A 21,507-nucleotide genomic window follows, 5' to 3' on the forward strand; every position below is an offset into this window, starting at 1 on the left:
CGCTCAGGTCGCGGTGGCCTGGCGCACGGCGCGCTCCCAGCGCGCCATCGATTCCTCGGCCTGCGCACGGCCCATGGTCGGCATGAAGCGGCGCTCCACCTTCCACAGCTTCGAGAGCTGGCGCGCGTCGGTGTAGACGCCGGTCGACAGCCCCGCCAGGTAGGCCGCGCCCAGCGCGGTGGTCTCGACCACCTCGGGCCGTACCACGGGAATGCCCAGCAGGTCGGCCTGGAACTGCATCAGCAGGTCGTTCACGCTCGCGCCGCCGTCCACGCGCAGCTCGGCCACGGGCTTGCCGCCCGCGGCCACCGCGTCGCGGCTCATGGCCTGCAGCAGCGCGGCACTTTGGTAGGCGATGCTTTCCAGTGCGGCGCGCGCGATGTGCGCGACCGTGGTGCCGCGCGTGAGCCCGGTGATCGTGCCGCGCGCGTCCGCGTCCCAGTAGGGCGCGCCCAGGCCGGTGAAGGCCGGCACCATCATCACGCCGCCGGCGTCGGGCACGCTCTCGGCGAGCGATTGCACTTCGGCGCTGCCCTTGATGGCCTTGAGGCCGTCACGCAGCCACTGCACCACGGCGCCGCCGACGAACACGCTGCCTTCCATCGCGTACTGCGGGGTCGCGTCGACCTGCGCGGCGCTGGTCACGAGCAGGCCGTTGTGCGAGGGCTGGAACGCGCCGCCCGTGTGCATCAGCAAAAAGCAGCCGGTGCCGTAGGTGTTCTTGGCCATGCCGGCCTCGAAGCAGGCCTGGCCGAAGAGGGCGCTCTGCTGGTCGCCGGCCACGCCGCCGATGGGCAGCGCGTGGCCCAGCAGCGCGGCGTCGGTGTCGGCAAAGTGCGAACTGGACGGCTGCACCTTCGGCATCAGCGCGGCGGGGATGTCCAGCGCCTTCAGCAGGTCGGCGTCCCAGTCGTTCGTGTGCACGTTGAAGAGCATGGTGCGCGAGGCGTTGCTCACGTCGGTCACGTGCACCTTGCCGCCGGTGAGCTGCCACATGAGCCAGCTGTCGACCGTGCCGAAGGCCAGTTCGCCGCGTTCGGCCTGGGCGCGCGCGCCGGGCACGTTGTCGAGCAGCCAGCGCAGCTTGGTGCCCGAGAAATACGCGTCGATGACGAGCCCGGTCTTCTCGCGGATGGTGTCGCTCAGGCCCTGCTCGCGCAGCTGCGCGCACAGGGGCTCGGCGCGTCGGTCCTGCCAGACGATGGCGTGGTGCACGGGCTGGCCGGTGGTGCGGTTCCACAGCACGGTGGTCTCGCGCTGGTTGGTGATGCCGATGGCGTGGATGTCGGCGGGCTGCAGCTTCGCCTTGGCCAGCACCTCGCGCGCGGTGGCCAGCTGGCTGCGCCAGATTTCCATCGGGTCGTGCTCGACCCAGCCGGGCTGCGGGTAGATCTGCGTGAGTTCCTTTTGCGCGATGGCGACGATGCGGCCTTCGCGGTCGAACACGATGCTGCGCGAGCTGGAGGTGCCCTGGTCCAGGGCAAGCAGGTAGGTGGTCATTCGATGAGTCTGATGGGGTTCAGTTGTCGCGCGCGATCTCGAGGCGCACCTGCGCGGCATGCAGCAGGTCGGGGAAGGGCGGCGGCGGCGCGGCGTCGGTGAACAGGCGGTCGATCTGCGAGAGCGTGCCCAGCTGGATCATGGCCGGCCGGTTGAACTTGCTCGCGTCGGCCGCCAGCCACACCTCGCGCGCCTGGGCAATGATGGTCTGCGCGACCTTCACCTCGCGCAGGTCGAAGTCGCGCAGCGAGCCGTCGGCCTCGATGCTCGACACGCCGATGAGCGCGATGTCGACCTTGAACTGGCGGATGAAGTCGATGGTGGCCTCGCCCACCACGGCGCGGTCGCGTGGGCGCACCGAGCCGCCGGCCACGATCACCTCGCAGGCCGTGTTGCCGCTCAGGATGGTCGCCACGTTCAGGTTGTTGGTGATCACGCGCAGGCCCGTGTGGCGCATCAGCGCCTTGGCGATGGCCTCGGTGGTGGTGCCGATGTTCAGGATCAGCGAGCAGTCGTTGGGCACCAGCTCGGCCACGCGGCGCGCGATGCGCGCTTTGCCGTCGGCGTTGAGCGTTTCGCGTTGCTGGTAGCCGATGTTCTCGGTGGTCGAGCTGGGCACGCGCACGCCGCCGTGGAAACGCGTGAGCAAACCCGCATCGGCCAGCCGCTGCACGTCGCGCCGCACGGTCTGCAGCGTGACGCCCAGCATGTCGGCGAGCTGTTCGACGGTGACCGAACCGCGCGCGCGCACGGTGTCGAGGAGGTTGATCTGGCGCGGGTTGGAGTTCACAGAGGCGTCGTGGAAAGCGGAAAGACTGGGGTCGAGGGTACAGGCCGCGTCACTTTAAAACGAAAGAAAACGAAGCCGAGTAAGGGAAAACTCGGAGGAAAATCGCGCCAAAAGGAATCCAAATGAAAAAACGCGAAAATACAATCTCGGCCTTTGCTGACAAAAGTCACGAACCTACGGACCTCCAGCCTGTGACCGATTTCTCCTCTCCAGCGGCCGAACCCGCCACCGATTGCGATGTGCTGATCGTCGGCGGTGGCATCAACGGCTGCGGCATTGCGCGCGACCTCGCCGGCCGGGGCTGGCGCGTGGTCCTGTGCGAGAAGGACGACCTGGCCTCGCACACCTCGTCGTCTTCCACCAAGCTGATCCACGGCGGGCTGCGCTACCTCGAGTACTACGAGTTCTCGCTGGTGCGCAAGGCGCTGCAGGAGCGCGAGGTGCTGCTCAAGAGCGCGCCGCACATCATGTGGCCGCTGCGCTTCGTGATGCCGCACGATCCCTCGATGCGCCCGGCCTGGATGATCCGCATCGGCCTGTTCATGTACGACCACCTCGCCAGGCGCGAAGTGCTGCCGCCGTCGCGCGGCATCGACCTGCGCCAGCACCCGGCCGGCGCGCCGCTCAAGGCGCAGTACAAGCGCGGCTTCGTGTACTCCGACGGCTGGGTCGACGACGCGCGGCTGGTGGTGCTCAACGCCATCGATGCGCGCTCGAAGGGCGCCGAAGTGCTCACGCGCACGCGCTGCATCCATGCGCAACGCGGCGCCGACGGCTGGGTCGCCACGCTCGAAGGCCCCGACGGCGCGCACCGCACCGTGCGCGCGCGCGCCGTGGTGAACGCGGCCGGCCCCTGGGCCGAATCCTTCCTGCGCGGCGTGGCCCAGTCGGCGCGCGGCGAGGCGCTGGCCACCAAGAGCCTGCGGCTCGTGAAGGGCAGCCACATCATCGTGCCGCGCCTGTTCGACCACGACCACGCCTACATCTTCCAGAACCCCGACAAGCGGATCATCTTCGCCATTCCCTACCAGGGCGCGTTCACGCTGATCGGCACCACCGACATCGAGATCAGCGGCGACGACCCCGGCGCCGCGCGCATCGCGCAGGAAGAAATCGACTACCTGTGCACCCAGGCCAGCCGCTACTTCGACAAGGCCATCGTGCCGGCCGACGTGGTCTGGACCTACTCGGGCGTGCGCCCGCTGCTGGACGACGCCTCGGGCGACCCCTCGGCCGTCACGCGCGACTACCTGCTCGAGTCGAACACCACCGCCGCGCCGCTGCTGTCGGTGTGGGGCGGCAAGATCACCACCTTCCGCAAGCTGGCCGAGGACGCGGCCGACGAGGTCGGCAAAATGCTCGGCCAGTCGAATGCCCAGCGCCCGGCCTGGACCGACGGCGCCTTCCTGGCCGGCGGCGACCTGTCGGCCTGGATCGGCGCGCCCAAGCGCCCCGACGACGACTTCGCCCGCTTCGTGGCGGCCGTGCAGGCCAAGTACCCCTGGCTCGACGCCCAGGTCGCGCTGCGGCTGGCGCGCGGCTACGGCGCGCGCGTGGCCGAACTGGTCGGCGAGGCGCAGTCGCTGGCCGACATGGGCGCCGAGGTGGCTCCCGGCCTGTACGAGCGCGAGCTGCGCTTTTTGCAGGCGCGCGAATGGGCCGTGAGCTCGGACGACGTGCTTTGGCGCCGCACCAAGCTCGGCCTGCACTACACGCCCGCCGAGCGCGAGCAGGTGGCGATCTGGCTGCAGGCCAACGCAAAGAACAACAACGACACCGTGGAAGTGGAGGTGAGCTGATGCAGCTGACTCTGGAGCGCGTCACCAAGAAGGTCGGCGCGCAAACCTGGCTCTACGAGCAGAGCATCGCGCCCAAAAGCGGCGCGGTGACCGTGCTGCTCGGCGCCACGCAGGCCGGCAAGACCAGCCTGATGCGCCTCATGGCCGGGCTCGACACGCCCAGCACCGGGCGTGTGCTGGTCGACGGCAAGGACGTCACCGGCACGCCGGTGCGCGAGCGCAATGTCGCGATGGTCTACCAGCAGTTCATCAACTACCCCTCGCTCAAGGTGGCCGACAACATCGCCTCGCCGCTGAAGCTGCGCGGCGAGTCGAACATCGACGCGCGGGTGAAGGCGCTGGCCGACAAGCTGCACATCGGCATGTTCCTCGACCGCTATCCGCAGGAGCTGTCGGGCGGCCAGCAGCAGCGCGTGGCGCTGGCGCGCGCGCTCGCCAAGAACGCACCGCTCATGCTGCTCGACGAGCCGCTGGTCAACCTCGACTACAAGCTGCGCGAAGGCCTGCGCGAAGAACTCACGCAGCTCTTCGCCACCGGCGACTCGACCGTCATCTACGCCACCACCGAGCCCGGCGAAGCGCTGCTGCTGGGCGGCTACACGGCCGTGATGGACGCCGGCGAGCTGCTGCAGTACGGCCCGACCGCCGAGGTGTTCCACGCGCCGCAGTCGCTGCGCGTGGCGCGCGCCTTCAGCGATCCGCCGATGAACCTGCTGGCGGGCACGGCCGCGGCCGGCCGCGTGCAACTCGCGGGCGGGCCCGCGCTGACGCTGGCCTTGCCTGAAAGCGTGTCGGGCGCGGTCACGGTCGGCCTGCGCGCGAGCGCCTTGAACGTGAACGCAGGGGAGGGCGACATCGCCTTGCCCGGCAAGGTGGAGCTGGCCGAGATTTCGGGCTCCGACACCTTCGTGCACGTCGATACCGCGGTGGGCGAACTGGTGGCGCAGCTCACCGGTGTGCACCGCTTCGAGCTGGGCGCTTCGATCACGCTGTACTTCAGCGCGTCGCAAGCCTATGTGTTCGATGCCAGTGAAAAGCTGGCACTGGCGCCGGCCTGGCGCAAAGGAGCTTGAGATGGCACGCATCGATCTCGACCTGGCCCACGCCTACCGCGCCAACCCCACGCAGGACAGCGACTATGCGCTGCTCCCGCTCAAGATGAGCTTCCGCGACGGCGGCGCGTACGCCTTGCTCGGCCCCTCGGGCTGCGGCAAGACGACCATGCTCAACATCATCTCGGGCCTGCTCGTGCCTTCGCAGGGCAGCGTGAGCTTCGACGGCCGCGACATGACGCGCGCCACGCCGCAGGAACGCAACATCGCGCAGGTGTTCCAGTTTCCGGTGATCTACGACACCATGACCGTGGCCGAGAACCTCGCGTTCCCGCTGCGCAACCGCAAGGTGCCCGAAGACCAGATCAAGAAGCGCGTCGGCGAGATCGCCGAAATGCTCGACATGAGCGGCCAGCTCAACCAGCGCGCCGCGGGCCTGGCGGCGGACGCCAAGCAGAAGATCTCGCTGGGCCGCGGCCTGGTGCGCAGCGACGTGTCGGCGGTGCTGTTCGACGAACCGCTCACCGTGATCGATCCGCACCTGAAGTGGCAGCTGCGCCGCAAGCTCAAGCAGATCCACCGCGAGCTCAAGCTCACGCTGATCTACGTGACGCACGACCAGGTCGAGGCGCTCACCTTCGCCGAAGAGGTGGTGGTCATGACGCGCGGCAAGGCCGTGCAGGTGGGCAGTGCCGAAGCGCTGTTCGAGCGGCCGGCCCACACCTTCGTCGGCCATTTCATCGGCTCGCCGGGCATGAACTTCCTGTCGGCCCACAGCGCCAACGGTGCGCTCGAAGTGGCGGGCACGCCGCTGGTGCCCACGCGCGAGCTGCCGCCCGGCGCGCTCAAGATCGGCATCCGGCCCGAGTACCTGCGCCTGTCGAACGCCGGTGCCGCCGGCGCCGTGCCGGCAGTGGTGAAGCAGGTGCAGGACGTCGGCACGCACGCGATGCTCAGCGCCGAAGTCGACGGCGGCGTGGTCAAGGTGCGCATGCATTCGGACGAACAGCCGCCCTCGGTGGGCGACACGGTGTGGCTGCGGGTGCTCGACACCCACACCTGCTACTACAAGGACGAGGAACTGGTCGCATGAACCCGACGAACAAGCCGATCAACCAGAAGGCATGGTGGCTGGTGCTGCCGGTGCTGATCTGCGTGGCCTTCTCGGCCATCGTGCCGCTGATGACGGTGGTCAACTACTCGGTGCAGGACATCATCTCGCCCGACCGGCGCGTGTTCGTCGGCACCGAATGGTTCGCCGCCGTGATGCGCGACGACGAGCTGCACCAGGCGCTGTGGCGCCAGCTGGGCTTCTCGCTGTCGGTGCTGCTGGTGGAGATTCCGCTGGGCATCGCGCTCGCGCTGTCGATGCCGGCCACGGGCTGGAAGTCGTCGGCGGTGCTGGTGGTGGTGGCGCTGTCGCTGCTCATTCCGTGGAACGTGGTGGGCACCATCTGGCAGATCTACGGCCGCGCCGACATCGGCCTCCTGGGCCACGCGCTGCAGGTCATGGGCATCGAATACAACTACACGGGCAGCGCGACCGACGCGTGGCTCACGGTGTTGGTGATGGACGTGTGGCACTGGACGCCGCTGGTGGCCTTGCTCTGCTATGCCGGCCTGCGCTCCATTCCCGACGCCTACTACCAGGCCGCGCGCATCGACGGCGCCAGCAAGTTCGCGGTGTTCCGCTACATCCAGCTGCCCAAGATGCGCGGCGTGCTGATGATCGCGGTGCTGCTGCGCTTCATGGACAGCTTCATGATCTACACCGAGCCCTTCGTGCTGACGGGCGGTGGGCCGGGCAACGCGACCACCTTCCTGAGCCAGTACCTCACGCAGAAGGCCGTGGGGCAGTTCGACCTCGGGCCGGCGGCGGCGTTCTCGCTGATCTATTTCCTGATCATTTTGTTGTTCTGCTTCGTGCTCTACAACTGGATGCAGCGCGTGGGCACGCAAGAAGTGGAGAAAGAACAATGAACGAAAAGCGATTCCACAAGCGCAGCATCTTTTTGCTGCTGTACATCCTGTTCGCGCTGTTGCCCATCTACTGGATGGTCAACATGAGCTTCAAGACGAACGAGGAGATCCTTTCGAGCTTCTCGTTCTTCCCGCAGCAGCTCACCTGGGCCAACTACGCGCGCATCTTCACCGACGAGTCGTGGTACTCGGGCTACATCAACAGCCTGATCTACGTCGCGATCAACACGGTGATCTCGCTCACCGTGGCGCTGCCGGCGGCGTATGCGTTCTCGCGCTATTCGTTCCTGGGCGACAAGCACGTGTTCTTCTGGCTGCTGACGAACCGCATGACGCCGCCCGCGGTGTTCCTGCTGCCGTTCTTCCAGCTGTACAGCACCGTCGGCCTCATGGACACGCACCTGGGCGTGGCGCTGGCGCACCTGCTGTTCAACGTGCCGCTGGCGGTGTGGATTCTTGAAGGCTTCATGAGCGGCATTCCGCGCGAGATCGACGAGACGGCGTACATCGACGGCTACTCGTTCCCGCGCTTCTTCCTCACCATCTTCCTGCCGCTCATCAAGGCCGGCGTGGGCGTGGCGGCGTTCTTCTGCTTCATGTTCAGCTGGGTCGAACTGCTGCTGGCGCGCACGCTCACGAGCGTGAACGCCAAGCCCATCGTGGCGACGATGACGCGCACGGTGAGCGCCTCGGGCATGGACTGGGCGACGCTGGCCGCGGCCGGCGTGCTCACCATCGTGCCCGGCGCGATCGTGATCTGGTTTGTCCGCCACTACATCGCAAAAGGCTTTGCGATGGGCCGCGTCTAAGGAGGTCGAGAGATGTTCGACTGGATGGTCTGGACCACCCCGGTGGCCGTTTTCTTCAGCTGCATCGCGCTCATGCTGGTCGGCATGACCGTGTGGGAATTCAAGTCGCCCACCACGATGCGCCGTGGCTGGCTGCCCATTGCCACCACGCGCGGCGACCGGCTGTTCATCGGCCTGCTGTCCGCGGCCTACGTCAACCTGATCTTCGTCGGCCTGGCCGGCAAGGTGCAGGAGTGGCTGAGCCTGGAGGCCGAGCCCTCGATCTGGATCGGCTTCGTGCTGTCGATGTTCGTGCTCGCGCTCGTGATGCGCAAAGGCTAGCCCACCGATTTCGTCAACGCGTCCGGCTCTCCGCCTCCCCGGAGCCGCGATGAAAAAACCGGGGAAGCACAACCGAGGAGACACATTCATGAAGATGCGCTACACGGCATTGGCAATGGCGGCGGCGATGGTCGCCGCGCACGGCGCATGGGCCGCAGAGCCCGAAGCCAAGAAATGGATCGACAGCGAGTTCCAGCCGTCGACCCTGAGCAAGGACCAGCAGGCGGCCGAGATGAAGTGGTTCATCGACGCGGCCAAGAAGCTGCAGGCCAAGGGCGTCAAGGAAATCTCGGTGGTGTCGGAGACCATCACCACGCATGAATACGAATCGAAGACGCTGGCCAAGGCCTTCGAGGAAATCACCGGCATCAAGGTCAAGCACGACCTGATCCAGGAAGGCGACGTGGTCGAGAAGCTGCAGACCTCGATGCAGTCGGGCAAGTCGATCTACGACGGCTGGATTTCCGACTCCGACCTCATCGGCACGCACTACCGCTACGGCAAGATGATGAACCTCACCGACTACATGGCCGGTGCGGGCAAGGAGTACACCAACCCCGGGCTCGACCTCAAGGACTTCATCGGCACCAAGTTCACCACCGCGCCCGACGGCAAGCTCTACCAGCTGCCCGACCAGCAGTTCGCCAACCTGTACTGGTTCCGCGCCGACCTGTTCGATCGCAAGGACCTGAAGGACAAGTTCAAGGCCAAGTACGGCTACGACCTGGGCGTGCCGCTGAACTGGAGCGCCTACGAGGACATCGCCGAGTTCTTCAGCGTCGACGTGAAGACCATCGACGGCAAGCCGATCTACGGCCACATGGACTACGGCAAGAAGGACCCGTCGCTGGGCTGGCGCTTCACCGATGCGTGGCTCTCGATGGCCGGCACCGCCGACATCGGCACCCCCAACGGCATGCCGATCGACGAGTGGGGCATCCGCGTGGCCGACGACAAGTGCACGCCCGTGGGCGCGGCCGTGTCGCGCGGCGGTGCGACCAACTCGCCGGCCGCCGTGTACGCGCTCACCAAGTACATCGACTGGATGAAGAAGTACGCGCCCAAGGAAGCCATGGGCATGACCTTCGGCGAAGCCGGTCCGGTGCCCGCGCAGGGCCAGATCGCCCAGCAGATCTTCTGGTACACGGCCTTCACGGCCGACATGACCAAGAAGGGCCTGCCCGTGGTGAACGAGGACGGCACGCCCAAGTGGCGCATGGCGCCCGGCCCGAACGGCCCGTACTGGAAGCAGGGCATGCAGAACGGCTACCAGGACGTGGGTTCGTGGTCCTTCTTCAACGGCCATGACGCCAACAAGACCGCCGCCGCCTGGCTCTACGCCCAGTTCGTGACCTCCAAGAGCGTCTCGCTCAAGAAGACCATCGTGGGCCTGACCCCGATCCGCGAATCGGACATCCAGAGCAAGGCCATGACCGACATGGCGCCCAAGCTGGGCGGCCTGGTCGAGTTCTACCGCAGCCCGGCCCGCGTGGCATGGACGCCCACCGGCACCAACGTGCCCGACTACCCCAAGCTGGCGCAGCTGTGGTGGAAGAACGTGGCCGAGGCCGTCACGGGCGAGAAGACCCCGCAGAAAGCCATGGACAACCTGGCCGACGAGATGGACAACGTGATGGGCCGCCTGCAACGCGCCGGCATGGCCCACTGCGCGCCCAAGCTCAACGCCAAGGGCGACCCGAACAAGTGGCTCAGCGACCAGCACGCCCCGTGGAAGAAGCTGGCCAACGAGAAGCCCAAGGGCGAGACCATCGACTACAACAAGCTGCTGAGCGCCTGGAAGGCCGGCAAGGTGCGCTGACCGGCGCTTCGCCAGCAGCAATTGCAAACAAGGGCCGCGCCGCGAGGTGCGGCCCTTTTTCGCTTTCTGGCGCCCTGGTTCGTCGGATTCACGCGACGCCATGACCTATGGCAGATGCACCTTTGAAAAGGTTCGCTTACATTCGACGGCCCCCGCCACGGCCCGCCAGTGAATCCAAGTTCTTCCAGCCCCACCGCCAGCCCTCCTGCCACCCCGAGCGCGCGTGTCAAACGCGTCCTGCTGATCCAGTACTCGCAGACCGGGCAACTCGACCGCGTGGCCGGGCAGATCGCCGCGCCGCTGCGCGCCGACCCGGGCGTTGAACTGCGCGTGGAGACGTTGCGGCCGCTGCAGCGCTTTCCCTTTCCCTGGCCGTTCCTGACCTTCTTCGACGCGTTCCCCGAGTCGGCCCACCTGAAGCCAGGCCCGCTGGCGCCGCTGACGCTCACGGGCGACGAAGACTTCGACCTCGTCATCCTGCCGTACCAGGTCTGGTTCCTGGCGCCTGCGCAGCCGGTCGTGGCCTTCCTGCAGCACCCCGTGGCGGCACGGCTGCTCAAGGGAAAACCCGTGGTCACGGTCATCGCCTGTCGCAACATGTGGCTGCTGGCCCACGAAAAGCTCAAGGGCCTGCTCGCCGCCACCGGCGCGCGCCTGATCGACAACGTGGTGCTCACCGACCCGGGCCCGACGCTCGCCACCTTCTTCACCACGCCGGCCTGGCTCATCTGGGGTCGCAAGCGCGGCTTCTGGGGCATGCCCGACGCGGGCCTGAGCGAGGAACAGATCCACGGCTGCGGCCGTTTCGGCCGGGCCCTGCGCGACGCGCTGCATGAAGGCCGCGAGCAGGGCGATGCGCCCTTGCTGGCCGGGCTGGGCGCGGTGCGCGCCCAGGCGCGGCTGCTCATCAGCGAGAAGGCCGGCACGCGCAGCTTCTACCTCTGGGGCAAGCTGATCATGGCGGCCGGCGGGCCGGGCGCGGCGGTGCGCAAGCCGCTGCTCTTGCTGTACGTGCTGTTTCTGCTGGCACTGATCGTCACCGTCGTGCCGGTGAGCCTGACGCTGCAGGCCTTGCTGCGGCCGTTGTTCCGAGGGTGGCTGACTAAAATGACGGCTCAATTCGAGCGCCCGTCGGGCTCTGCCACGGACCGGCTCCCTCTCTATGACGACTGATGTTTTCCTGACCCGCACCGCTGCCTTCCTGCCTTTTTCTCCGGTCAGCAACGAAGACATCGAAGAAGTGTTGGGCCGCATCGGCGGCAAGGTGTCGCGTGCGCGACGCCTCATCCTGCGCAGCAACGGCATCCAGTCGCGCCATTACGCCATCGACCGCGCCACCGGCCAGCTGGCCATGACCAACGCACAGCTCACCGCCGCGGCCATCCGCGCGCTGGGCGACGACATCGGCCCGGTCGACTGCCTGGCCACCGGCACCTCGCTGCCCGACCAGCTCATGCCCAATCACGCGGTGATGGTGCATGGCGAACTGGGCTGGCCCCGGCTCGAGGTGGTGGCCTGCGCCGGCATCTGCCTGGCCGGCGCGGCGGCGCTCAAGCATGCGTGGCTGTCGGTGCGCGCGGGCGACGCGCGGCGCGCGGTCGCCACGGGCTCCGAGCTGGCCTCGGCCGTGATGCGCGGCATCAACTTCGAGGCCGAGCTCGAGCACAAGCTCGAAGCGCTCGAAGCACGCCCCGAGATCGCCTTCGAAAAAGACTTCCTGCGCTGGATGCTGTCCGACGGCGCCGGCGCGGTGCTGCTGGAGCGCGAGCCGCGCGGGCCGCTGTCGCTGCGTGTCGAATGGATCGAGCTGTCGTCGGCGGCGCACGAGCTGCCGGTGTGCATGTATGCCGGTGCCGACAAGAACGAGCAGGGCGGCCTCGACGGTTGGGCCCGCACCTCGCCGGCCGACTGGCAGCGCGACTCGACTTTCGCCGTCAAGCAGGACGTGCGCCTGCTCAACGACAACATCGTGCGCGCCACGCTGGCCGAGCCGTTGGCCGCCATCATCGAGCGGCGCGGGCTCAAGACCGACGACATCGACTGGTTCCTGCCGCACCTGTCGTCGCACTATTTCGTCGAGCCCGTGGCCGCGAGCCTGGCGTCGCTGGGCCTGCCGATTCCGCGCGAGCGCTGGTTCAGCAACCTCGCGACCAAGGGCAACACGGGCTCGGCCTCGCCGTACATCATGCTCGACGAGCTGTTCCGCTCGGGCCGCATCAAGCGGGGCCAGAAGTTGCTGATGTTCGTACCGGAAAGCGGTCGCTTCTCCAGCGGCTTCATCTACCTGGAGGCTGTGTAGCCATGGACCTCGATGCCGTGCCACAGGAGGGCAACGCGACCCTCGCGGGCCATTCCAAGCTGATGTACGCCCGCGACGCGCAGGGCCGCGTCGTCACCACCACCTCGAAGGGCTGGGAGGCGGAAGAGATCGTCACCAGCCACGCGGTCGACGTGCTGGTCGAACAGGCGCAGGAGGCCAAGGCGCGCGTGAAGGCCGGGCTGGCCTCGCCGCTCGAGTACTGGATGTACGAGCGTCGCATGGACGTGGCGCTGCTCTCGCAGACCAGCGGCTTCTGGCAGTGGCGCGTGCGCCGCCACCTGCAGCCGCGCCATTTCGCCGCGCTGTCGCCGGCCCAGCTCGCCCGCTACGGCCAGGCGCTGGGGCTGCCCGTTTCCACCCTGCAAGGCCTGCCGTGAACTTCCAACACCAACAGGCGGCGCACTGCGAAAGCGGCGTCATCTCCAGCCTCATGCGCCACCACGGCGCGCCGATGAGCGAGGCGATGGCGCTGGGGTTGTCGTCGGCGCTGTCGTTCGCCTACCTGCCGTTCATCAAGCTGTCGGGCCTGCCGCTCATCTCGTACCGCATGCCGCCCAAGGCCATCATCAAGGGCCTGCTGGCGCCGATGGCCGCGCGCTTTCGCTTCGAGACCTTCCGCAGCCCGCAAGCGGGGCAGCAGCGGCTGGACGCGCTGCTGGCCGACGGCCAGCTCGTGGGCCTGCAGACCTCGGTCTACTGGCTGCCGTACTTTCCGCCGAACATGCGCTTTCACTTCAACGCGCACAACCTGCTGGTCTACGGCAAGGACGGCGACGACTACCTGATCAGCGACCCGGTGTTCGAGGAACCCGTGCGCTGCGCGAGCGAAGACCTGTCGCGCGCCCGCTTCGCCAAGGGCGTGCTGGCGCCCAAGGGCCTCATGTACTACCCGCAGGCCATCGAGCGCAAGGCGGTCGATGCCGCCTCGGTCACCAAGGCCATCCGCAAGACCGTGCGCAACATGCTCGCGCCCGTGCCCATCGTGGGCGTGCGCGGCATGCGCACGCTGGCCAAGCGCATGCAGAAGCTGTCACCGAGCGATCCGCGCAGCGTCGACTTCATCGGCCATCTGGTGCGCATGCAGGAAGAGATCGGCACGGGCGGGGCGGGCTTTCGCTTCATCTACGCGGGCTTCCTGCAGGAGGCGGCGCAGTTGCTCGACAAGCCGCAGCTCACGCAGATGTCCGAACGCCTGATCGCCATCGGCGACGGCTGGCGCGCGTTCGCGCTCAAGGCGGCGCGCATGGTCAAGGGCCGCGAGCCGGTCGATCCGGTGGCGCTCGCCGGCAAGCTGCGCGAGCAGGCGCAGCAAGAGGAAACCTTCTTCCGCGACCTCAAGGCCGCTGTTGCCTGATGTTGGAGCTGCACCAGCTCGGCTACCGCTACCCGCACGCTGACAAGGCCGCGCTGGCCGACGTGTCGCTCGCCGTGCCGCGCGGTTGCGTGCTGGGGCTGCTGGGGCCCAACGGCGCCGGCAAGACCACGCTGATCTCGCACCTGTCGGGCGCGCTCGCGGTGCAGTCGGGCGACATCCGCATCGACGGCCAGCCGCTGCAGCAGGTGCGCGCCCAGGCGCCCACGCGCATCGCCGTGGCGCCGCAGGACCAGGCCTTCTACCCGATGCTCTCCGTGGCCGAGAACCTGGCCTGCTTCGCCGCGGCCGGCAAACTTTCGGGTGCGCGCAAGAAGGCGCGCATCGACACCTGCACGCAGTTCGCGCAGCTCGAGCAGTTCGCGGGCGTGCGTGCCGAGCGGCTCTCGGGCGGCCTCAAGCGCCGGCTCAACCTCGCGATCGCCTTGCTGCCCGAACCCGAACTGATGCTGTTCGACGAGCCGACGGTGGGTGTCGATCCGCAGTCGCGCGCCTTCATCCTCGATGCGATCAAGAGCCTGGCGCAGGCTGGCGCGGCAGTGATCTACGCCTCGCACTACATGGAAGAGATCGAGGCCATCGCCGACCGCGTGGCCATCCTCGACCAGGGCCGCGTGCTGCGCGAAGGCCCGCTCGACGCGCTGCTGTCGCAAAGCGCGATGCTGCTGACCCTGGCCGCCGACGGGCTCGACGCGCAGAGGCTCTCGCGCTTCGGCACGGTGGAGCAGGGCGCGGCGCACTGGCGCATCCACCTGAACGCAGGCACCGGCCCCGGCCCCGTGCTGGCCGCGCTCGAAGCCGAAGGCATCGAGGTGCGCCAGGCCGAGTTCGGCCGGCACGACCTCGAGCAGCTCTTCATGGCGCTCACGCACCGTTCGCTGCGCGACTGATCATCGAACGCCATGCTCCTAGCGCTCATCAAGAAGGAATTGCTGGCCCTCGTGCGCGACATGCACGGGCTGGCCGTGCTGTTCGTGATGCCGATGGTCTTCATCGTGCTGATGTCGCTCACGCTGAAGGACATCTACCGCCCGCCGCTGGCCGAGCTGAGCTACGCGGTCGATGCACGCGACAGCGGCACGCCCGCCAAATGGCTGCTGCAGATCTGGCAGCGCAGCCACGGCGCGCCGCAGCCGCTGGGCGCCGACTGGCAGGCGCGCCTGCGCAGTGGCACGCTCAAGTACGTGATCGTGCTGGAGCCGGGCCTGTCGGACGAACTGGAATCGGCCGCGCTCTCCACGCGCGCCCACATCCGCCTGCTGGCCGAACCCGGCATCGACGCCAACCTGTTCAACGCGCTGCGCGCCGAACTCATCGGTGCCTCGGGCGAACTCAAGGCGCGGCTCGCGCTGGCGGTACCCGGCACGGCCAGCCCCGCGCCCGACGCGTCCATCCAGGCGATGGTGCAGGCCGAGCGCTTCGCCACCGCCGGCCCGCGGCCCACGTCGGTGCAGCAGAACGTGCCGGCCTGGCTGGTGTTCGGCATGTTCTTCGTGGTGGCCTCGCTGTCCAGCCTGTTCGTGCAGGAGCGCGGCTCGGGCGCGCTCGGCCGGCTGCAGAGCCTGGGCGTGTCGCGTTCGATGCTGCTGGCTTCCAAGGCCTTGCCCTACCTCGGTGTGAACGCGCTGCAGGCGCTGCTGATGCTGGCGGCGGGCATCTGGTTCATGCCGCTGATCGGCGGCGATGCGCTCTCGCTCGCGGGCATCCACTGGGGCGGCCTGCTGCTGTCGCTCGCGGCCGTGAGCCTGGCGGCGGTGAGCCTGTCGCTGGCGGTGGCCTGCCTGGTGAAGAGCCATGCGCAGGCCGCCACGCTCGGGCCGATGGTGAATGTGCTGATGGCGGCGGCGGGCGGCATCATGGTGCCCAAGTTCGTCATGCCGGGCTTCATGCAGCGCATGGTCGAAATTTCTCCCATGAACTGGGGGCTCGAAGCGCTGCTCACCGTGCTGCTGCGCGGCGGCGGCGTGGCCGAGGTGCTGCCGCAGGTCGGTCGGCTGGTGGCGTTCGCGGCCCTCATGTTCTTCGTGGCTGTCTTTCTGTTTCGCAGGCGCGCACCGTGACGAGCACCGTTTCTTCTCCTGAATTCATCGCCCGCCTCAAGGCCCTCGTGCTCGAGGCCGTCGAAAAAGACGCGCCGCCCGGCGGCCTCGGCGACGACGAGCCGCTGTTCGGCCCCGAGGCGCGCCTGGACCTCGACTCGCTCGATGCGCTGCAGGTGTCGATGGCGATCCAGCAGCACTTCGGCCTGCGCATGCCCGACAGCAAGGACACGCGCCGCGCCATGACCTCGATCGCGCACCTGGCGGAACACTTGGCGCAAGCGGGCAAGGCATGAGCCTGGTGGCCCCCGTGTACCTGGCCGGCATGGGCCTGGCCTGCGTGCTCGGTGACGATGTGCCGTCGGCGCTGGCGGCGCTGCGGCGCGGCGGCGTGCCGCCCACGCCGGTGACGGTGGCCGAGGGCCTGCAGTGGCCGGTCTACACGCTGGCGGTGCCGCCCGGCGACTGGGCGCAGCGCGTGCAGCACACGGTGCGTCGCGTGGTCGCGCAGACCGGCGACGGGCTGGACCGGCAGGGGCCGCTGTTCGTGGCGTCGTCGTCGCTCGACATCGGGGCCATGGAGCATGCGCAGCACGATGCGCGGCTGAGCGGCGACCTGCAGGATTTCGCCGACATCGCCGCCGCCGCGCTCGACTGGCAAGGCCCGGTCTTCACCGTCTCGACCGCCTGTACCTCCGCGCTCAATGCGATGCTGGCGGCGGCCGACATGGTGCGCGCGGGCGAGGCGCGCGAGGCGCTGGTGATCGGCGCCGAACTCGACAACCGCTTCACCGTGGCCGGCTTCGGCGCGATGCAGCTGCTGGCGCCCGACAGCGCGCGGCCTTTCGGCGCGGGGCGCCAGGGGCTGGTGCTCGGCGAAGCGGTGGCGGCGTTGCGGCTCGGATCGCAACCCGCGCGCTGGGCACTGCTGGGCGGCGCCAACGTGGTCGACGGCCGCAACCCCTCTGGCACCGAGGCGAGCGCGGTGCGCGCGATGTGCCGCGACACGCTGGCGCGCAGCGGCCTGCAGCCCGCGGACATCGACCTCATCAAGGTGCAGGCCGCCGGCAGCCCGGTCAACGACGCGATCGAGGTCGAGGCGCTGCGGCAGGTGTTCGCGTCGCTGCCGCCGCTGGTGTCGCTCAAGTCGGCGATCGGCCACACGCTGGGCGCGGCCGGGGCGGCGGAGCTGGCGTTGTTGATCGGCTGCATCGAAGGCGACGCCTGGCCGTCGGTCGGCTATGCGCTCGACGAGACGCTCGGCATCGCGCTCAGCGACGGGCCGCCGGCGCGGCTGCGTCACATCCTGCTCAACGTGGTGGGCTTCGGCGGCGGGCATGCGTCGCTGGTGCTCAAGGATTGCAACGCCGCATGAGCCACGTCGCAACCCCCTGGCGCACCGTCGCGCATGTCGTGGCGCATCCGCCGCCCGACGACTGGCGCGACGCGCTGGCGACCCGCCTGGGCCGCCGGCCGCGCCGCGTCGGCCTGTGGACCGAGCTGGCGATGTACGGCGCGCTGCGCTGCCTCGACGCGGCCGGCGAAGCCGCGCTGCCGGCGGGCGCGCGCCTGCGCGTGACCAGCCGGCGCGGCGCGTGGGAGGCCACGCGCGCGGGGCTGGCGCAGCTCGACGCGGGCTTGCCGATGCCCTTCACCTTCATGCAGGGCCAGCCCGCGCTGATGCTGGCCGAGGTCGGCCGCTGCCTCGACTGGCAGGGCGATGCGAGCTTCATGCTGTGCCGCGACCTCGCGCGGCCGCTGGCGCTGTCGCAGCTCGGTGCGGGGCGCGACGGGCTGCTGTTCGGTGTGGTGGAGGAGACGTTCGGCGACGTGCCGCCGCGCTCCGAATGGTGGCGGCTGGTGCCGACGGTTCAGCCCGCGATCGAGCGCTGAAGGTTCTCGCGCGCCCGCGCTTCGAGCAGTGCATGCAGGCGCGGCGTGGCGTAGATCGCCGGACGGTCGAGAAAGCGCTGGAGGATCGCGCGCCGGCGCGGCAGGCGAATCTCCTCGGGAACGAAACCGTATTCCGCATGCACCTGGCGCTCGTACTCGTCGAAGCGCGCGCGCTCGGCGCCGAGGATCGACAGGTCGATGTCGATCAACAGTTCGGCGTCGCGGCCCTCGGGCACGGCGTCGTGGCGCGTGGCCATGACGAGCGCGTGGACGCGTTCGGCCGACGCATCGCTCGCGCCGGCCGCCTGCAGCGCCTGCCGCGCCCAGTCGGCGCTGCGGGCCTCGTTGTCGTGCGCATGCACGTCGTAGATCGCGTCGTGGAACCACAGCGCCAGCGCCACCTCGCCGGGGCGTTCGGCGAGCGCCTGTTCCCGGTCGAACCACGCGAGACATTCGCCGAGGTGCTGCATCGTGTGGTAGTGGCGCTGCGGTTCGCCGTAGCGGCGTTGCAGTTCGAGCCGCAGCGCGTCGTCGGGCGCGGCCACGCCCAGCGCCTGCCAGGCGGCGTTCCAGTTCGCGTGCAGCGCCTGCGGTGTCATCGCGGTTACTGCTCCATCGCGGCCTTGACCTCCTGGCCGAGGTCAAGCACCGACATCGCGTAGTAGCTGCTCCAGTTGTAGCGCGTGATCACGTAGAAATTGCGCGTGCCCGCGACATAGGTGGGCGGCGCGTCGAGGCCGTTCTGCAGCTCGATGAGCGCCAGCAGGCCCTTGTGCTTCAGGCCTTCGCCCTCGGGCACGGCGCCCGCGGCCACGAAGCTGTCGGCGCTGAAGGTCGGCAGGATGTCGGGCGCCAGCAGCAGCGCCTTCTTCAAGCGCGCTTCCTCGAAATGCACCGGATAGATCGACGGCATGCCCGGCGTCCAGCCGAAGCCCTTGAAGTAGCTCGCCACCGAGCCGATCACGTCGACCGGGTTGTTCACGAGGTCGATGCGGCCGTCGCCGTCGAAGTCGACCGCGTACTTGGCGATGCTGCTGGGCATGAACTGCGGCATGCCCATGGCGCCGGCGTAGCTGCCCACGGGCGTGAGCGGGTCGTCGGCGGTGCGGCTTTCGGTGCTCAGGAAGCTCTCGAGCTCGCCGCGGAAGAAGGCGATGCGCTCGGCCGCGCGCGGGTGGCCCTGCGGGAAGTCGAAGGACAGCGTGGCCAGTGCATCGATCACGCGGAAGTTGCCCATGTTGCGGCCGTAGATGGTCTCGACGCCGACGATGCCGACGATGATTTCCGGCGGCACGCCGTAGGTGGCCTCGGCGCGCGCGAGTGTCTCGGCATTGGCGCGCCAGAAGCGCACGCCGGCCGCGATGCGCACCGGGTCGATGAAGCGGCTGCGATAGGTCTGCCAGTTCTTCACCGTGCCGACCGGGCCGGGCAGCATCAGGCGCGGCACGTTGGGCAGGAAGCGCGCAGCACCGATGGTGGCGCGCACCCAGTCGCGGTCGAGGTTGCGGCGCTGGGCGACGTCGTCGGCGAACGCCATGGCGTCGTCGCGCGTGGCGTAGGGGGTGCTGCCGCGCACCGGCGTGACGGCGGGGCGGCCATTGGCCTGGGGCTTCTGGGCCAGGGCGCCCGTGGGCCAGGCGACGCAGGCGGCGAGGAGGGCGGTGGCGGCCATTGCGGCGCGCAAGGGCGTGGGGAAGGCGTGTGACATGGGCACGATTGTGCCGCCCGTGCGCATGCGCACTTTCGGGGGACACATGTGGTTGCAGCCGCGCGTCAGGCGCGCGGCGGCGTGGGCGGCCAGGGCAGCCGGCGGAACTCGGCGCGCAGCGCGGCGAGCGAGGCCGATGGGCCGGACGCGGCGGGCGCGTAGCGCTGGGCTTCGAGCTTCAGCAGCCAGTCGCGCACGGCTTGCGCGGCGGGCCCGAAGCGGGCGTCGGCGGCCTGGGCCATCTGGCGCGGCGGCGCCGTCTCGGGCAACGACAGGCCGGCCTTGGCCAGGCGCGCGCGGGCGCGGCCCAGCAGGCGCAGCCACGGGTCGTGCCGGCTGCGCTCCCACAGCGTCCAGCCGGCGCCGGCCAGGCTCGCGGCCACCAGCAGGTACAGCAGCACGTAGCCCAGGTCTTCCAGGCTCGGGGCGTTGAAGCCGAGGGTCTTGAGCAGGTCGAGCTGGCGGCTCTGCGTGTAGTTGAGCACCCACTGGTTCCAGCCGTTGTTCACGGCCTCCCAGGCGGCGCGCAGGTTCTGCACCAGCGTCGGGCTCATGACGCCGATGGCGCCTGCGAACAGGCCGGGCTGCGGCGTGAGGCGCTGGAACTGCCCGATGCGCCCCGGCGCGACCGAGCCGGTCGGGTCGACGCGCACCCAGCCCGCGCCCTCTTGCCACACCTCGGCCCAGGCGTGGGCGTCGCTCTGGCGCACCACCCAGTAGTTGTCGACGTTGTTGAGCTCGCCGCCCTGGTAGCCCGTGACGATGCGTGCCGGAATCTGCAGGTGGCGCATGAGCACCACGAAGGCCGAGGCGATGTGTTCGCAGAAACCTTCCTTGCGGTCGAACCAGAACTCGTCGGCGGTCTCGTTGCCATACACGCCGGGCTCCAACGTGTAGGTGTAGCCGCCGGTGCGCAGGCGTTGCAAGGCGGCCTGCACGAAGGCGTTGGCATCGGCGCCGGCCAGCGCGGGGTCGGCGCGCATCTGGGCGGCGAGCGCGGCGGTGCGTGGGTTGCTGCCGGGCGGCAGCACCAGGTAGGGCTGGAGCCGGCCGCCGGTGCGCGTCAATGGGCCGCTCTGGAACTGCGGGTGGCTCTCGGCGCGGTAGCGCACGAGGTCCATGATCGGCCGGTTCACGAACCACTGCAGGTCGGGTGTGCCGGTGACCTCGTAGCCGGGCACCTCGGGCGCGCGCGGCGCGGCGTCGAGCGTGAGCAGCCACGGGCGCTGGCTGGCCTCGAGCGTGACCTCGTAGCGCACCGGCTCGCCGCGCGTGCGCAGGTTCGGCATCGCCTGCCCGCTGCGCACCCAGGTCGGCAGCGCCGTCCATTCGCGGCCGTCGAACTGCGCCAGCACGGGGCCGCGGAAGTACAGCTGGCTCTGCGGCGGCGCGCGGTTGTCGTCGAACTTGATGCGCGCCGCGATGCTCCCGTCGAGCGCCAGCTCGGCGATGGTGCCGACCCGCATCGTGTTCGACAGGCCGGTGCGCCCGGCCATGGCGTCGCCGGGCGTGCCCCACAGCGGCGCGAAGCGCGGGAACAGCAGGAACAGCGCGAGCATCACCGGCGCGCCCGCCAGTGCCATCCAGCCGGCCATGCGCGCGGCCTGCATCAGCGGCGGCCGGCCCACCGGCATGTGGGCGTTGACCAGCGCCGTCAGCAGGCCCAGCAGCGCCAGCAGCATGGTGAAGGCGGTGAGCAGCGACTGCGAATAGAAGAAGTTCGTGAGCATCGCGAAGAAGCCCAGGAAGAAGACAACGAAGGCGTCGCGCCGCGCGCGCAGCTCCAGCGTCTTGAGCGCCAGCAGGCACACGACCAGCGTGACGCCCGCGTCGCGGCCCAGCAGCGTGCGGTGGGTGGCGTAGGTGCCGGCCAGCGCCAGCGCCAGCAGCGCGAGGCGCCACCACTTGCTGGGCAGCGGGCGCGCCTGCACCGCCAGCGAGGCGCGCCACAGCAGCACCATGGCGGTGATGGCCGAGCACCACCAGGGCAGCTCGTTCACCTGCGGCAGCAGGATGAGGCCGATGACGCACAGCAGGAACAGCGTGTCCCGTGCGTCCCTCGGCAGTGCGGTGAGTTCGCGTACGACCCGGTTCATGCGGCGACC

General features: G+C 69.1%; 21 protein-coding genes. 16 read left to right on the forward strand and 5 right to left on the reverse strand.

The features are described 5' to 3' along the window. Nucleotides 1–3 precede the first annotated feature (3 nt). On the reverse strand, nt 4–1,500 hold the full coding sequence (glpK, locus tag AC07OX_RS24795) for a glycerol kinase GlpK (RefSeq protein WP_159272363.1): 1,497 nt from the start codon (nt 1,498–1,500) through the stop codon (nt 4–6). Nucleotides 1,501–1,519: 19 nt separating this feature from the next. Further along, on the reverse strand, nt 1,520–2,290 hold the full coding sequence (locus AC07OX_RS24800) for a DeoR/GlpR family DNA-binding transcription regulator (RefSeq protein WP_062476748.1): 771 nt from the start codon (nt 2,288–2,290) through the stop codon (nt 1,520–1,522). Nucleotides 2,291–2,412: 122 nt separating this feature from the next. Here AC07OX_RS24800 and glpD point away from each other — a divergent pair, with 122 nt between their 5' ends. From glpD to AC07OX_RS24880, 16 genes are all read left to right on the forward strand, one after another. Then, nucleotides 2,413–4,089, forward strand: a complete 1,677-nt coding sequence (gene glpD / locus AC07OX_RS24805) for a glycerol-3-phosphate dehydrogenase (RefSeq protein ID WP_495262248.1) — start codon at nt 2,413–2,415, stop codon at nt 4,087–4,089. Further along, complete coding sequence (locus tag AC07OX_RS24810) at nt 4,089–5,162, forward strand: ABC transporter ATP-binding protein (protein WP_495262247.1); 1,074 nt, start codon at nt 4,089–4,091, stop codon at nt 5,160–5,162. Before glpD ends, AC07OX_RS24810 begins: the two co-directional genes overlap by 1 nt. Before the next feature lies 1 nt (nt 5,163). Further along, nucleotides 5,164–6,234, forward strand: a complete 1,071-nt coding sequence (locus AC07OX_RS24815) for an ABC transporter ATP-binding protein (RefSeq protein WP_062476739.1) — start codon at nt 5,164–5,166, stop codon at nt 6,232–6,234. Then, entirely contained in the window at nt 6,231–7,121 is an 891-nt protein-coding gene (locus AC07OX_RS24820; protein ID WP_062476737.1) for a carbohydrate ABC transporter permease, read from the forward strand. The genes AC07OX_RS24815 and AC07OX_RS24820 overlap by 4 nt, the downstream gene beginning before the upstream one ends. Next, entirely contained in the window at nt 7,118–7,930 is an 813-nt protein-coding gene (locus AC07OX_RS24825) for a carbohydrate ABC transporter permease (protein ID WP_062476734.1), read from the forward strand. Before AC07OX_RS24820 ends, AC07OX_RS24825 begins: the two co-directional genes overlap by 4 nt. A 12-nt stretch (nt 7,931–7,942) precedes the next feature. Beyond that, nucleotides 7,943–8,251 carry a DUF2160 domain-containing protein gene (locus AC07OX_RS24830; protein WP_062476731.1) on the forward strand — a complete coding sequence of 103 codons (309 nt, stop codon included), beginning with the start codon at nt 7,943–7,945 and terminating at the stop codon, nt 8,249–8,251. 88 nt (nt 8,252–8,339) lie between these two features. Further along, nucleotides 8,340–10,070: an ABC transporter substrate-binding protein gene (locus AC07OX_RS24835; protein ID WP_070059465.1), complete on the forward strand. Its 1,731-nt coding sequence runs from the start codon at nt 8,340–8,342 to the stop codon at nt 10,068–10,070. A gap of 168 nt (nt 10,071–10,238) precedes the next feature. Beyond that, nucleotides 10,239–11,243 carry a dialkylresorcinol condensing enzyme gene (locus AC07OX_RS24840; protein ID WP_495262246.1) on the forward strand — a complete coding sequence of 335 codons (1,005 nt, stop codon included), beginning with the start codon at nt 10,239–10,241 and terminating at the stop codon, nt 11,241–11,243. Continuing rightward, complete coding sequence (locus AC07OX_RS24845) at nt 11,233–12,369, forward strand: beta-ketoacyl-ACP synthase III (RefSeq protein WP_495262245.1); 1,137 nt, start codon at nt 11,233–11,235, stop codon at nt 12,367–12,369. Before AC07OX_RS24840 ends, AC07OX_RS24845 begins: the two co-directional genes overlap by 11 nt. 2 nt (nt 12,370–12,371) lie before the next feature. Continuing rightward, entirely contained in the window at nt 12,372–12,767 is a 396-nt protein-coding gene (locus tag AC07OX_RS24850; RefSeq protein WP_062476723.1) for a DarG family dialkylresorcinol biosynthesis protein, read from the forward strand. Beyond that, entirely contained in the window at nt 12,764–13,744 is a 981-nt protein-coding gene (gene darH, locus AC07OX_RS24855; protein WP_070059462.1) for a BtrH-related acyltransferase DarH, read from the forward strand. Before AC07OX_RS24850 ends, darH begins: the two co-directional genes overlap by 4 nt. Then, nucleotides 13,744–14,652 carry an ABC transporter ATP-binding protein gene (locus AC07OX_RS24860; protein WP_495262244.1) on the forward strand — a complete coding sequence of 303 codons (909 nt, stop codon included), beginning with the start codon at nt 13,744–13,746 and terminating at the stop codon, nt 14,650–14,652. The genes darH and AC07OX_RS24860 overlap by 1 nt, the downstream gene beginning before the upstream one ends. Nucleotides 14,653–14,664: 12 nt before the next feature. Further along, nucleotides 14,665–15,822: an ABC transporter permease gene (locus tag AC07OX_RS24865; protein WP_095947359.1), complete on the forward strand. Its 1,158-nt coding sequence runs from the start codon at nt 14,665–14,667 to the stop codon at nt 15,820–15,822. Continuing rightward, a complete protein-coding gene (locus tag AC07OX_RS24870) occupies nt 15,819–16,097 on the forward strand; it encodes an acyl carrier protein (RefSeq protein WP_062476711.1) in 279 nt (92 codons plus the stop codon). The genes AC07OX_RS24865 and AC07OX_RS24870 overlap by 4 nt, the downstream gene beginning before the upstream one ends. Further along, entirely contained in the window at nt 16,094–17,176 is a 1,083-nt protein-coding gene (locus AC07OX_RS24875) for a beta-ketoacyl synthase N-terminal-like domain-containing protein (RefSeq protein ID WP_495262243.1), read from the forward strand. Before AC07OX_RS24870 ends, AC07OX_RS24875 begins: the two co-directional genes overlap by 4 nt. Then, complete coding sequence (locus AC07OX_RS24880; RefSeq protein ID WP_495262242.1) at nt 17,173–17,694, forward strand: hypothetical protein; 522 nt, start codon at nt 17,173–17,175, stop codon at nt 17,692–17,694. Before AC07OX_RS24875 ends, AC07OX_RS24880 begins: the two co-directional genes overlap by 4 nt. Here the strand turns inward: AC07OX_RS24880 and AC07OX_RS24885 are convergent. From AC07OX_RS24885 to AC07OX_RS24895, 3 genes are all read right to left on the reverse strand, one after another. Further along, nucleotides 17,673–18,293, reverse strand: coding sequence for an HD domain-containing protein (locus AC07OX_RS24885; RefSeq protein WP_495262241.1), 621 nt, complete (start codon nt 18,291–18,293; stop codon nt 17,673–17,675). The genes AC07OX_RS24880 and AC07OX_RS24885 overlap by 22 nt on opposite strands. 5 nt (nt 18,294–18,298) lie before the next feature. After that, nucleotides 18,299–19,402, reverse strand: a complete 1,104-nt coding sequence (gene mltB / locus AC07OX_RS24890; RefSeq protein WP_159277457.1) for a lytic murein transglycosylase B — start codon at nt 19,400–19,402, stop codon at nt 18,299–18,301. A 65-nt stretch (nt 19,403–19,467) separates the two neighbouring features. Next, complete coding sequence (locus AC07OX_RS24895) at nt 19,468–21,498, reverse strand: transglutaminase TgpA family protein (RefSeq protein WP_495262240.1); 2,031 nt, start codon at nt 21,496–21,498, stop codon at nt 19,468–19,470. Nucleotides 21,499–21,507: the final 9 nt, after the last annotated feature.

It is taken from the genome of Variovorax sp. GW821-FHT09D07 (assembly GCF_059416345.1).